The following is a 12,899-nucleotide window of genomic DNA, read 5'->3' as shown; positions in this document are numbered from 1 at the left end:
CAGCGTACTGAGCCTTACAAACCGGAGCGCATCCGTTCCTGCTCGAAACATGCCTGTTTCTGCTTTTTGCTTGCAGCACACTCGCGTCTGCCCTCAGCATGCACGCCATGGACAATCAACTGAACGAACTCAGGTCACTCGCGGCCAAGGCGGAAAACCGGCGTACGGAAACCGGTATTCCGCGTGTGGCCATGGTCAAGGGCAAGATCCCCGAGCACATGCTCGCGGCGGTCTATGACCCGATGGTCAACGTTATTCTGCAAGGCAGCAAAAGCATGACCGTGGGCGATCGCACCCTGCGGTATGACCCCGCGACCTATTTCGTCATGTCCATCGACCTGCCTGCCGTGGGTTCGGTACACCCTGCCGAAACCGGGGAGCCCTACCTGGCCGTCAGCCTGACGCTCGACCCAACTGTGTTATCCACGCTGTTCGCCGACCTGCCCAAACCTGCCAGTCGCCTCGATCACACGCCCGGCTTTTCAGTCGCGGCCATGACAACTGACCTCATGGACGCCTGGGTGCGCATGCTCAGACTCATGGGCGATCCGGCTGCCATCGCAGCGCTGGCCCCGGTCTACGAGCGGGAGATCATCTTCCGCGTGCTTCAGGGCCCTCTTGGCTGGATGCTGCGAGAGATTGCGGCGCCCGACAGCGCGATGGCCCGAGTGAACCTTGCGGTACAGTGGATCCGTCAGGACTTTGCCCAACCCATCGGCGTCGAGCGCTTGGCCGAGCGAGCGTCGATGAGCGTCTCGGCGTTTCACCGCCACTTCAAGGCCGTGACCAACCTCAGTCCGTTGCAATATCAAAAACGCGTGCGCCTGCTCCAGGCCAGAACATTGATGGTGGCGAATGCAAAGAGTGTCATGGCCGCTGCATTCGAGGTCGGGTACGAAAGCGCAACCCAGTTCAGCCGGGACTACGCAAAGGTGTTTGGGCTTCCCCCGTCGCAGGATGCGAGCAAAATCCATGCGCAAGCGAGAGTCATTGGAGGCGAATGAGCGGCATACCACAGGTAACTGTGACTGGCAGCTTTTGGCCGACTGCGGCCAGTCTTGATAAAGACCATGGCCAAAATCGTTCAGTCGGCAAGATTAGTTATCTGCGCATCGGGCTACGGAACATTCCCATTGACGGCTACCAAGTATTCAAGCCCGGGATACCCGCCACTATCTCTCATGCAGCTAGCTGCAGACGCGAGGTGAAGGTGGAGGTGGAGGTGGAGGTGAAGCGTCGCGAGGTCCTAGCGTCCCGCTGAAACCTGTGATGCTCGAGGGGTATTCCTTGTCCTATTCTAACTACAAAAGGCCACCCAGCTCGGAACCCCACCGTCACTACAAACCGAGTACCGCTTTGAGGTCGATTTCTGGCGGAACCGCCGTGTTGAACTTGTACCCTTTGATCACCAGATTGTAGTGCGAGGCCAGTAGGGCCTTAGCCGATTCGCCATCTTTACGTTCGAGGCAGTCGACCAGACGGGAATGCTCATCTCGTAGCTGGCAATAGTCGAACCCTGAACGGTACAAGGCATTGATAAGCGCTTCTTGGCGTCGAAGCTGGGTATGGATCTGGTTCAGGATGTCGTTCTGCATGAACGATATGAGTAGCGAGTGAAACTGCCGGCCAAGCTGGTCGCCAAGATCGTGGTCGTGGGTTTCGAAGGCGACTCGCTCCTTAAGGGTATGAGCCCGTAGGGTTTCCAAATCCTTTTCACTGATGGTGCGGGTCAACTGGTCAATGACTCCGCTTTCCATGACTAGCAGCATTTGATAAAGCTGGTAGGCGTCATCGAAGGTGGGGCAGGCAACTGTTGAAGAACGTTTAGGCGAGACCACGACTAGCCGATCTTGTGACAAGCGAATCAACGCTTGCCTTACAACGGTGCGGCTAACGTCGAACAGATCTGCAATGTCCCTCTCGTTCAGCTTGGTCCCTGGTGGTAGTCGGCGATGATAGATGGCGTCTGAAATAGCGGAAACAATTTTATGAGTAAGCATGGCACCAGCTATCGATGGATATTCGCAGCCGGGTAGCCTATCACACCGCCTTCTCCGGCGGGCTTGGCACCGTCTTGGGGAGCATCTGCAGAAAAATGGTCCGAAGAGGGGCATTTTGGTCGAAAAAGCCCGACCTGGATTTGCAGCGCAGCCCTCAAAAACCTGATCAACCAGACAGCTTTGAGATCTGGCATGAAGGATGCTTACGTACGATATGTACTGGTATACCAGAAACTCGATCTGGCTTTTCAGAGTGCTCTTCGACTACTAGCTCCTGCCGTTGCCATAACCAGGGAGCCCCACAGTGCAGGTCCGTATGAAGAACTTTCCATCCAGAAATAATGTGCGCTTCATTCCAACGCTCCTAATGGCATGCCAGCACGTCATGGTGATGTACGCAGGTGCCGTGGCGATTCCACTGGTGCTGGGTGCGGCGCTTGGGTTGTCTAAGGCCGACATCGCCTTTCTAATCAACGCCGACCTATTCGCGTGCGGGATCGTCACCATCATTCAGGCGCTCGGTGTAGGTCCTATAGGTATTCGCATGCCTGTGATGATGGGGGTAACGTTCACAGCTATCGGCCCCATGATTGCGATTGGTTCCGACCCTACAGTGGGCTTGTCGGGGATCTTTGGGGCTACCATCGCTGCTGGTTTGTTCGGCCTGGCTGTCGCGCCACTGGTGGGTAAGCTACTGCGTTTTTTTCCGCCCGTGGTGACGGGAACAGAGATCGTCGCGGTTGGACTTTCGCTGATGTCCGTAGCCGCCGCTTGGTCTGGCGGAGGCTTTGGAAATCCGGATTTTGGTCGTCCCCTCTATCTTGGTATCGCTGCTGCAGTGTTGGTCTGTATTCTGCTAATTGTGCGGTATGCCAAAGGCTTTCTGAATAACATCTCTGTACTTCTAGGGCTGGTATTCGGGTTCGCAGTGGCAGCGATGGCCGGCTTAGTAAGCCTGGAGGGGATTCAGGAAGCACCGGTGTTCGGGCTTATCAAACCCTTTCATTTCGGCGTACCGACCTTTCATATCTGGCCGATAGCAGCCATGTGCATCGTGATGCTGGTTACATTCATCGAGTCAACGGGAATGTTCATCGCCTTAGGCGAGATCGTTGAGAAACCAATGGACGAAAGAACGCTGGTCCGGGGTTTTCGTGCCGATGCTGCAGGCACCATGATTGGCGGCATATTCAACACGTTTCCTTATACCTCCTATGCGCAGAACATAGGCTTAGTCAGCATCACCGGGGTGCGCAGCCGTTGGGTTTGCGCCTGTGCCGGGATAATACTGATCGTGCTTGGATTATTTCCGAAGGTCGCGTATTTCGTCGCCTCCATACCTCCCTATGTGTTGGGTGGTGCGGGCATTGTAATGTTCGGCATGGTGACTGCCAGTGGGATGAAAGTCCTGGCTCGGGTAGATTTCAAGAAAGTAGGCAACCTGTATATCGTGGCAATCAGCCTTGCAATAGGTCTGCTGCCAGTAGTATCTCCGCACTTCTTCAGCAAGTTACCGTCTGTGTTAGGGCCTATTCTTGAAAGCCCTATTTTACTAACCGCTATCGTCGCCACCAGTCTAAATTTGTTCTTCAATGGACTAGGGGCAGCACCATCACGTCAAGGATCCGAGTCAGCTCCTGCTCAATCGCAAGTTCTGTAATAATGGATTCGAACTGATTCGTGCAGTAAGAAAGTATTGATTAACGTTTCAAAGAAATGAAGTGGTGCCTGCCTTAATGCTCCCAAGTCAGGATTGCGCTTAGCGACCGTTATCGGTCGCTTTTTTTTACCTCTGAAACAGCCGATTATTATGGGGCGCGGGCGCACCATCAGGTTGCTTGAGAGATAAATATCCCGCACCGTAATACCCCGCCATTTAGTTATATGCTCTCGTACAGAGCAAAAACACTCTTTTATGTGTTGATTTTGCCTGTAAACTCTGCGCAATAGAACGTTTAACTGGCCCCATACTTGCTATATATAAATAGCTGATCACTCGGTCAGTTTTATATACTGGAGGCAGAATGGAAGTTCATAAATTAGTCGCTGCGGTAGGCGCTGCTGGGCTGCTGGGAATGGCATGTCTTCCATCATCTGCATTTGCAGGTATGAATTGGCATAGCGACAGCCTTACTTACCAATATGGCAAAGAATTCAAAGTTGATGCCCAGACTGTTCAGACCATAACCTATGAACATTTCAGCGATTGGTCGTGGGGCGACGTGTATTTTTTCATGGATAATAACTGGTATCCTGGAGGCGGGACCTATAATGACGGGCATCATTCTATCTACAGTGAGGCGGCCCCGCGTCTTTCACTTGGCAAAATGTTCAACAGTAACCTTGCCTTCGGTCCGATCAAGGATGTGCTAATTGCAACAAGCATTGAATGGGATAAGAACGACCGGAATGGCGCACACGATCAGGTCAATTATCTGCTAGGCCCTGGGTTTGATCTCGCGCTTCCAGGCTTCGATTATTTCCAGATAAACTTCTATTACCGCAAACCAGATGGCGGCGCCGCCCCCGATGGCCAATGGCAGATTACTCCAAGCTGGGCTTATACAATTCCAATCGGACGCTCCGACCTTGTTATCGACGGTTATTTGGATTGGGTAGTCAACAATAAGGGGACCTACCATCGCAACCTGCTTTTCAATCCACAGGTGAAATACGACATTGGTAAATACCTAGGTTATGAAGCGAAGCACTTTTATGCTGGCATTGAGTACAATAATTGGTCTAACAAGTACGCTATCGAAAGCACGAAGGAATACAACACCGATCAGAATGTCACCAGTCTGATTGTGAAATATTATTTTTAACTATAGAGGGCGAACCAGGAGTTCGCCCTCCATAGTTCTGCAGACACAAAATAAAAAGGCCACCCGAAGGTGGCCTTTCTTTTGCGGTGCGTGATTATGCCGTGGCTTGGTTCACGCCGAACGTCTTGTCGAACATTGCAGCAATGTGCCCCCCTACCGTGATAGGTGCAGGGTAGGTTGTGTCAGGTTTGCGAAGTGACGGTACGACTTCAACTTCATAGTAGTAATCCAGATCGAAGAAAGTCGGGATCGAGTAACGGGCCGCGTCTTGTCGGGCGTTGAAGACCCTATGCATGGTGGAGTGATACAGGCCGTCCGTCAGCAACGGAACCATGTCTCCCAGATTCACTACGAAAGTACCATCAATGTAAGGTGCTTTCAGCCATTCACCATCGGCATTGCGAACCTCCAGACCACCTACTTCATCCTGCAGCAGCAGAGTGATTAGACCCCAGTCAGTATGCGCGCCGGCACCCAGCTGATTTTCACGCGCATCGGCCGGCTGACTTGGATAGTGAAGCATACGAGTGATAATCATCGGCTCCTTGAGACCTTCGTCAAAGAATTCCTCAGGAAGTTGCAACGATAACGCCAGCAAGCGAACCAGCTTGCGGCCGAGGAGATCCATGTAGCGCATGTAATCTTCGGTATGCTGGCGAAATCTTGGACTTCCTTCCGGCCACTGGTTGGGGCCATGGTAGGGAGTCCTGCGCATAACATGAGGATGCGCCTCGTTTAACTCTCGCCCCAGAAGGAAACCTTCCTTTAAATCGGGTGGTGAACCTTCGTCCAGGGTTTGTGCCGCAAGAGGCTCATAGCCACGCAGGCAACTCGAGTTCTTAGAGTTGATTCGCATTTTATCTTCAAGCGGGCTGCGGAAATAATCTTTGGCTACCGCAAATTGCGCCTGTTGCAGTTCTAATGGAACCCCGTGGTTTTTTATGTAAAAAAAACCGGTTTGTCGAGCCGCTTTATGAATTTCCCAAGCTACTGCCTTGCGCTTTTCGAGGTCGTGGGAAAAGCTGTCTAGCAAATCGATAACGGGAATGTTCTTTGCCACAGATGGCGGGGTGTAAATGACCATTTCCAAGCCTCATTCAGCCAAAGGTTATAGTAGCAAGGCAGTACTTAAAGGTTGATCGGTTCAGCAAGTATTCTCAGGGCGCCGATGCTCCGCTCGACGCTTCCTCGTTGCCAATCCTGATTAGTGCGCTGCGTCTCCAGCAGGAAAAATTCCTGACATTACTGTAAATCCAGGAACGCGCTTAACTTCGTCCAACCACAAACGCACGGATGGATAATCTTGCAGGCATAATCCCGCTTCGTCCGCCATCGCGACATATGGAAAACAGGCGATGTCAGCAACCGTCGCATGTGTCATCGGGCATAGGTAAGTGAAGCCCCGTTGCCGCTGCATCCAAAGATGTTTATCCATGACATCCAAAAGATCGTAGGCGCGAGAACGGCAACTCTCGGCATCAAAGTCGTACATGAATAGTTCGTGCAACCGCGCTGCCGAAATGGAACCAGTTAGGCTGTCGGCAAATGCTAGCCAGATCTGGATATCTCCTAATACGTCGGGGCGATTGACCGGATACCATTGATGCGTCGAGTCATACATCGCAGCGAGATAAACCAAAATCGCCTGGGAATCACGAATGGTTTTTTCCCCATCCTCTAGCACCGGCAACTGTCCCAGCGGATTGATTTGCAAAAACGCTGGAGTTTTATGCTCCCGTCCTGGATAAAATTCTACGACCTCGGTCTCATAGACGAGACCGAGGATCGACATCATTAATCGGACTTTGAAGCAATTTCCGGACAACTCGAAATCATAAAGTTTCAACATGGGGCACCGATTAAATATTCAACACCAGCTTCTTAGAATTGCAGCCTGATACACATGGCATTATTAATTTCCCGCCTTCCTTCTCTTTAGCCGAAAGGTAGACATCTTCATGTTTCAAATCGCCACTGATAACAGAGGTAACACAAGCCCCGCAGACGCCTTGCTCACAGGAGTAATCTATTGTTATGCCGTGATCCAGACACGCCTTTAGAAGTGTTTGCCCCGGTTCAACGGTGAACTCCTGGCCTGTGGAATTGATCGCAACCTGATACTCGGTCGTTGTTGTGACGGGTATTGAGCCAGTGGAAGGCGTCAAACCAAAGTATTCGAAGTGAATATGCTCTGGGGTAAAACCCGCTTGCTGAGCAACCGCAGCCACCAACTCGATCATCTGTTGCGGGCCGCAAACGTACACATCGTGCTTGTCGCTATCAACCGACTCCAGCAGTTCGGTAATCGTGCGTTGGGTCCCAGGCACATCCAACCCTAGATAAGGTGGATGGCCGCTCGCCAAGGTGGCGATTCGATCTGGGAAGGCGACATGTTGCTCGCCTCGCGCCAGATAATGAAAGCTATAGGGGCGCCCAACGTGCTGCAAATGTAAAGCCATCGCCAAGATCGGTGTGACCCCGATTCCCCCCGCGATCAGCAATGCTGTACGGCCAGGTGGCTGAAGGATGAACTGGTTTCGCGGCAGTGAAACCTGGACTCGAGTACCTACTTGCACGTCGGCGTGCATGCTGCGTGAGCCGCCCCGTGAGTTCACTTCGTGCTTGACTCCGATCACCAATACGTCCCGTTCCTCGGGGGTATTCACTAATGAATACTGGCGCAGGTGTCGGGATGGCGTGAGTACGCTGATATGCATCCCCGGTTCGAGATCGAGCTCTTGCGGTTCGTCAGGCGTAAGCCAGTAAGAGTCAATGTCCGGGGTTTCACTACGGCGCGACGTAACGGTGCACCAGAACTGCTGGCTCGCCGCAGGCTTGCTCGTTTCTGCCTGAGGTGTTGCATCAGAGGCAATCAGTCGGATAGGGAGAGCCGCAACACTGCTGGTGCTCTCTTTGGCAGGCAAGAACAGCTTTCCCAGGATCTCAATGAAAGTCCATTTACGCTGCAATGAGATGGGACGGTTAGAGTAAAGACGGGCGTGTATTACTGCTCGTCCATCTGACTCCGGCTGCACGAACAGCCGCAGGCTGTCCAATAGCCCAGCGCACGTCAGATCGATTATCAGACCGGTCGCGAGTACTTGAATCTTATCGGCACTCCCCCCCAACACAGGGGCAAATAATGTAGCTGCTTCTTGTAGCAAGCCAGCCGCTTCAATGGCGTTCAGGGATACAGTTTGGCTTCGTAGATTGCTCGCTACGCTCGCATCGATCGGTGCGGAGTTGTTCGGTTTGCGTCCAGATCCAGCGGCCTCAAGCCGAGCAAAAACCACACCGTCTACTTCCGCGCACTGGAACGTGCGAACGCATGCAGTGCTAGGTTTTGCTCCGGGATGTGCCGGTACAAACGAGCACTGCCCCGAGCCGCTCTCGTATTTCCAGCCGTGGTATTGGCATTTGAGCTGGTCGCCGACATTCAAGCCCAGGCTTAACCGCACACCACGATGGGGGCAGCGATTTTCCCATACGTTAACTTCACCGGCGTCGTCACGCCAGACGGCAAGCTCCTGACCAAGCAGACGTGTCTGGTACACATGCCTGAATGGCAAATCTTCGGAGCTGGCAATCACGTGCCATTGTTGATTCAACGAAACCATATCTCATCACCTGCTAATAGAGCTCACCCACGGGTGGTGCCGAACGTCACGTTTCTGTCTTTAAGCCAGCGTCGATAGGCACTAGAGAGTGCATCCGCTCGCACGGGCGTTTCATGCCTTGGATCAAGGGGCAAGGCCTTGGGGACTTGGTTGATCAGGATCATGATGTCCTGCCCAAAAATGCGTTGCTGAAAGTCGCGTAGCTGTTTGTCGGTGTTGATGTCGTCCAGGTAGCACATGATCGTGTGAGCGATGCAGCTCTCCTGATCCACCGGCTGCACGAAAAGTCCAAGCACATCCAAGCGGTTGGCATCGATCACACATGTTTTGTAGAGGATGGCAATGAAAGGGCGAGCTATCCGGTAGACGTATTGCATCTCCACCGGCTCACTCGCAGCGGCTGATCCCTTGGGCTGCGGGAAACGGCAATTGACCGCTAGAATTTCATCAGCCGCTTCATCTATTTCTACATCGTAAGCGGCGACCTCAGTCAGGGGCTCCGCGCCAAGAATGTCGGTATGAACAAACGGAAAATGCGCCATGTCGAGAAAGTTCTCGATGACCCTCAGCCCTGACGTAGCTACTCGGATCGAGCCGGCGCTGACTACTCTGCGGTCCGCTTCCGCGAACTCCGGTATTGCGATGACGTCCCTAGGGTTATCGCTCAGCGACACCCAAAGCAGACCATAAATGTTCTTGGACGCTAGCTTCGCCGTGTGATCTGCCAGCCCGGCGGATACAACGTCATCCGTAAGTTGGTACCAGATCGCCGTACCCAAAATTCGAGTGTGGTACTTCCGGCCGCTGACTGTCTCGGCCAGCGCCCCGACGGGATACCAGTCGTCGATTACAAAGCTGTTTTCTACGTGCATGGAAATGCCTTCTGCAGCCCGGCGCACTGTGGAATCACCGGGCCAGTCAGGGTTATTGAGCCCGGTACTGGGCAACGAATTCGGTAGGTGAAACAGCACTGCGGGCTTGATGGACAGCTGCACGCTCGGCATACAGCTCACGAACGAAGTTCGCGTAGGCGCAGCTGTCAGCGAACATGTTGTATTTCCAGCCTAAGCCGTAGGCGTTCAGATTGATGTTGTCGATGGTCATCAGCGACAGTGAGGTGTCGTCACTTTGCAGATACGCGTCGATGACTTTGCGGGTCACTTCTTTGGTGCAAGCCAACTTGTGCGCATGCCACATATCGGTGTGCCATTCCCCCTTGGCCGGACGCTCGAATGGGTACTGAATAGATCGACCTGGGCGGTCAATGCCTTTCGCATCCCAAGGGCCAGTCTCAAAGCCCCACCAATTCAATGGGCCGTTGGGTGCCGCTGGCCTCATCTGCGCCCAATGCACTAGGTTGCGGCTAAGCCATTGATCTGCGTAGCTGTCGGAATTGAACGGGTCAAGCATCGCGATGGCCTCGTTATCTCCGCGCATCTGTGAAACTGCGTGCTCGACCTCGTTTTCAATCTTGAAAATGCAGTGGCTGTAATCCATGGCCATGTTGAATGGCACACCGCGAGCCTCCACCATATCGGCTACTTCCAGCACCCGCCGGTAGTCTTCAGACCACATGTCGACGTGGTTTTCGAAGGTAATGATCACCCCAGATTTGGTAGCGTACTCATAGGCGTCGAGGTAGCAGGCAACCACTTCCTCATTGGTGACGTAGTGCCCGTCCTTGTGTTTGGCCCAAACCATGAAGTTGTGGTACTTGCCGCCTACTTCAACGGTGAGATCTAGGTTTTCCCTGATAAGTGCCTCATCGAGCCCCAAGGTGTAGCAGCCACTGCCTGACAGAACCGGCAGATCGTAGAGTTGGCTGCCCTTGATGTACTCGTCCAGCTCCTGACGGTTGTTCGGGATACGGTCGATAAAGTCCCAGACTTGCGCTTCCTTCACCAGCTTGAACTGCTCGAGGATGGGCAGTTCAACCAGGGAAACCGGTCGCTCCACGGACGACGCTTGAATGCCGAGGCCGGCACATCCCAGCTTGAACATCTTTTTCATGTGTTGATCCCCTATCGCGCAAGCCAGAGTCAAAAGCCATTGGCCGTCATTATCAGATTTTATGGCTTTCCAGACATTCAATCTGGTATACCAGTTGTACCGATGTCAAAGCACGTCCTGTGCCAATTCACTTGATTGGTACGGTCAGCCCTTTATTTGACTGCTCGGACAACTTTTTGATGAAAGGGTCCAAAGACGTTTGACTAGGCTCACAGCTCCAAAGAGGTGCGCTGCTCTCCATTTGCGACTCAGATTGGTGCGGTGATAATTCGGATGTCTGCTTGGACAAGCGTGCTAACTCCAGTCTTTGCCCTAGCATCGCTTGGGCTGAAGATCTCTAAGCCCGCATAGTGATTTCAGGTATTACCAATGGCTCGCCGTTTAAAGTTTCACTCAGTTGCGGTCACCTACTTCGACATGGTCCGCCGCTGCGCGTCCATCCGCGAAGCCGCGCGGCGCTTGAATGTCGCCTCATCAGCGGTAAACCGTCAGATACTTAAGCTCGAAGATGACATTGGTGCGCCCCTGTTCGATCGGCTCAATTCCGGACTCCGATTGACGCCCGCCGGCGAATTATTCGCGCGTCACATTGGTGTGGTCCTGCATGACGTTGAAAGGTTGCGCGCAGAGTTTGACGCGATGGAGGGGCTGCGTGCTGGGCATGTAGAACTGGTAACGGTAGAGACGCTCGCGGTCGACCTCTTACCAACGGTGATGGAGATAATGCATCAGCGTTATCCGAGGGTGACCATTGGGGTTTCGCTATGCGGCGCCCAAGGCATTCCTGACGCTATCGTGACGGGAGACGCTGACCTTGGCTTGGCGTTTGCGCTGCCCAGACACGAAGAACTTCAGCAGCTCGCACTCGGGCATTTTCGACTTGGAGCAATCGTGCCCCCAGGGCATCCATTGGGCGCAAGAGTTCAAGTCAGTTTCGGTGCATGCGCCGATTATGATCTCATCCTTGGCAAACCTGAGTTATCGACTCGCCACCGATTGGCGGCCCTGCTGAAGGCAGCGAATATTCCAGGCAAAGCCCGGATAGAGTCTGGCTCACTCGAACTTGCTAAGCAGATGGTGCTCCGGGGCCGTGGCATCGCCTTCCAGACCAGATTTGGTATTGAGGCGCAATTGGAGGCGATGCTGCTCAAGATGCTGCCGCTCACGGATGGCGGCGGGGTTTTTTGCGATCTTGGGTTGTATATGCGGGCAGGACGTTACATCCCGACTGCTGTTGACGCCTTTGCCAGAATTCTCGCAGATGAGATTTTGCTCCGCGAGCGCCAAGAGGCCCTTGATTACGGGGCTCTTGGCTAGTGCTGCCAAAAAAGCATCAGCTAGAGCGATATTCGATGCTTTTCGTATGCGGCTCAACCGATGACACTAAAAGTATTCAAGCAGGAGTTGCTCCCATGGCAAACGCTCAACTCGTACCAACAACCATTGAAATCTCCGACACTGCGGCATCGCTGCCGATCATCGATATGTCCGGACTGCGCTCATCGAACCACGCTGTACGCGCCAAGGTAGGCCGGCAGATCGGTGAGGCTTGCCGCGATAAAGGGTTCTTTTATGTGACCGGTCACGAGATATCTTCGGACCTCCAGCAGCGAGTCATCGACCAGGCAGCGAAGCTGTTTGCACTGGCATCCGAAGAAAAAGCCAAGGTTGATAAGTCGCTCTCTCAAGCAAATCGAGGCTACGAGCCGCTACGCAATCAGGTGCTTGAGGCCGGGGCGCCTGCCGATGTCAAAGAGGGATTTTATATCGGGCAGGATAAACCACTGGACCACCCTGATGTGTTGGACGGTAAGTTCAACCAAGGTCCAAACCTCTGGCCAGAAGCCTTGCCTGAGTTTCGTGCGACGATGGAGCAGTACCAATGGGAGCTGGAGGCTGTAGCGCAACTGCTGATGCAAGGTGTCGCGTTGTCCCTGGGTCTTCCTGAGCAGCACTTTGCCGGCTTCTGCCACGACGCGATGACGACCTTGCGGTTGCTCCATTATCCGCCCCAGTCGCCTTCGGCAGCACCTGGTGAAAAAGGTTGCGGAGCACACACCGATTGGGGCGGCCTGACGCTACTGCTACAGGACGATAATTCGGGGTTGCAGGTTTGGGATCAGGAAAGTGACGGCTGGATTTGGGCAATGCCTGTGCCTGGTTCCTACGTGGTGAACATAGGCGACCTGATTGCACGCTGGACCAATGATCTGTACCGCTCAACCTTGCATCGGGTGGTCAATTTGTCAGGGAACGAGCGCTACTCAGTGCCCTATTTCTATTCTGGAAACGTTGATCACAAGATCGAATGTATCCAAGAATGCTTGGCTCCAGGAGAGTCGCCTAAGTACCCGATGATCACCGTCGAGGACCACTACAAAAACATGTTCCGCAAAACCTACGCCATGTAATGCGGTATGCACGGCCAGCGCGATCGCGCTGGCCCT

General features: G+C 53.5%; 11 protein-coding genes. 5 read left to right on the top strand and 6 right to left on the bottom strand.

Annotated features, from left to right (window positions below; all coding sequences use genetic code 11):
• The first annotated feature begins 107 nt into the window (after positions 1 to 107).
• On the top strand, positions 108 to 1,004 hold the full coding sequence (locus tag AC3WWR_RS14555; protein WP_492598817.1) for an AraC family transcriptional regulator: 897 nt from the start codon (positions 108 to 110) through the stop codon (positions 1,002 to 1,004).
• A gap of 333 nt (positions 1,005 to 1,337) precedes the next feature.
• Here AC3WWR_RS14555 and AC3WWR_RS14550 read toward each other — a convergent pair whose 3' ends face one another.
• Positions 1,338 to 2,000: a GntR family transcriptional regulator gene (locus AC3WWR_RS14550; RefSeq protein ID WP_131672086.1), complete on the bottom strand. Its 663-nt coding sequence runs from the start codon at positions 1,998 to 2,000 to the stop codon at positions 1,338 to 1,340.
• A 316-nt stretch (positions 2,001 to 2,316) separates the two neighbouring features.
• On the opposite strand from AC3WWR_RS14550, the gene AC3WWR_RS14545 reads away from it, so the two are divergent.
• Positions 2,317 to 3,660: a nucleobase:cation symporter-2 family protein gene (locus AC3WWR_RS14545; RefSeq protein WP_131672104.1), complete on the top strand. Its 1,344-nt coding sequence runs from the start codon at positions 2,317 to 2,319 to the stop codon at positions 3,658 to 3,660.
• 364 nt (positions 3,661 to 4,024) lie between these two features.
• Positions 4,025 to 4,825 (top strand): outer membrane protein OmpK, encoded by an 801-nt coding sequence (locus tag AC3WWR_RS14540; RefSeq protein ID WP_131672087.1) that lies wholly within the window; start codon positions 4,025 to 4,027, stop codon positions 4,823 to 4,825.
• Between the two features lie 94 nt (positions 4,826 to 4,919).
• On the opposite strand, the gene AC3WWR_RS14535 is transcribed toward AC3WWR_RS14540, so the two are convergent.
• The 5 genes from AC3WWR_RS14535 to AC3WWR_RS14515 all read right to left on the bottom strand — a co-directional run bounded on the left by AC3WWR_RS14535 (position 4,920) and on the right by AC3WWR_RS14515 (position 10,452).
• Positions 4,920 to 5,909: an isopenicillin N synthase family dioxygenase gene (locus AC3WWR_RS14535; protein ID WP_131672088.1), complete on the bottom strand. Its 990-nt coding sequence runs from the start codon at positions 5,907 to 5,909 to the stop codon at positions 4,920 to 4,922.
• 120 nt (positions 5,910 to 6,029) lie between these two features.
• Positions 6,030 to 6,674 (bottom strand): glutathione S-transferase family protein, encoded by a 645-nt coding sequence (locus AC3WWR_RS14530; protein ID WP_131672089.1) that lies wholly within the window; start codon positions 6,672 to 6,674, stop codon positions 6,030 to 6,032.
• 10 nt (positions 6,675 to 6,684) lie between these two features.
• On the bottom strand, positions 6,685 to 8,442 hold the full coding sequence (locus AC3WWR_RS14525; RefSeq protein WP_232964657.1) for a Rieske 2Fe-2S domain-containing protein: 1,758 nt from the start codon (positions 8,440 to 8,442) through the stop codon (positions 6,685 to 6,687).
• Positions 8,443 to 8,465: 23 nt separating this feature from the next.
• Entirely contained in the window at positions 8,466 to 9,314 is an 849-nt protein-coding gene (locus AC3WWR_RS14520) for an aromatic ring-hydroxylating oxygenase subunit alpha (RefSeq protein ID WP_131672090.1), read from the bottom strand.
• 52 nt (positions 9,315 to 9,366) lie between these two features.
• The gene (locus AC3WWR_RS14515) at positions 9,367 to 10,452 is read right to left on the bottom strand and encodes an apurinic/apyrimidinic endonuclease family protein (protein WP_131672091.1); all 1,086 of its coding nucleotides are present in this window, start codon (positions 10,450 to 10,452) and stop codon (positions 9,367 to 9,369) included.
• A gap of 369 nt (positions 10,453 to 10,821) precedes the next feature.
• On the opposite strand from AC3WWR_RS14515, the gene AC3WWR_RS14510 reads away from it, so the two are divergent.
• Both AC3WWR_RS14510 and AC3WWR_RS14505 read left to right on the top strand, forming a co-directional pair.
• Positions 10,822 to 11,769, top strand: a complete 948-nt coding sequence (locus AC3WWR_RS14510) for a LysR family transcriptional regulator (protein WP_131672092.1) — start codon at positions 10,822 to 10,824, stop codon at positions 11,767 to 11,769.
• Positions 11,770 to 11,864: 95 nt separating this feature from the next.
• Positions 11,865 to 12,863, top strand: coding sequence for an isopenicillin N synthase family dioxygenase (locus AC3WWR_RS14505; protein WP_131672093.1), 999 nt, complete (start codon positions 11,865 to 11,867; stop codon positions 12,861 to 12,863).
• Positions 12,864 to 12,899: the final 36 nt, after the last annotated feature.

It is taken from the genome of Pseudomonas sp. EB271-G4-1, assembly GCF_058791355.1.
This window is presented reverse-complemented; position numbering and strand designations above follow the sequence as displayed.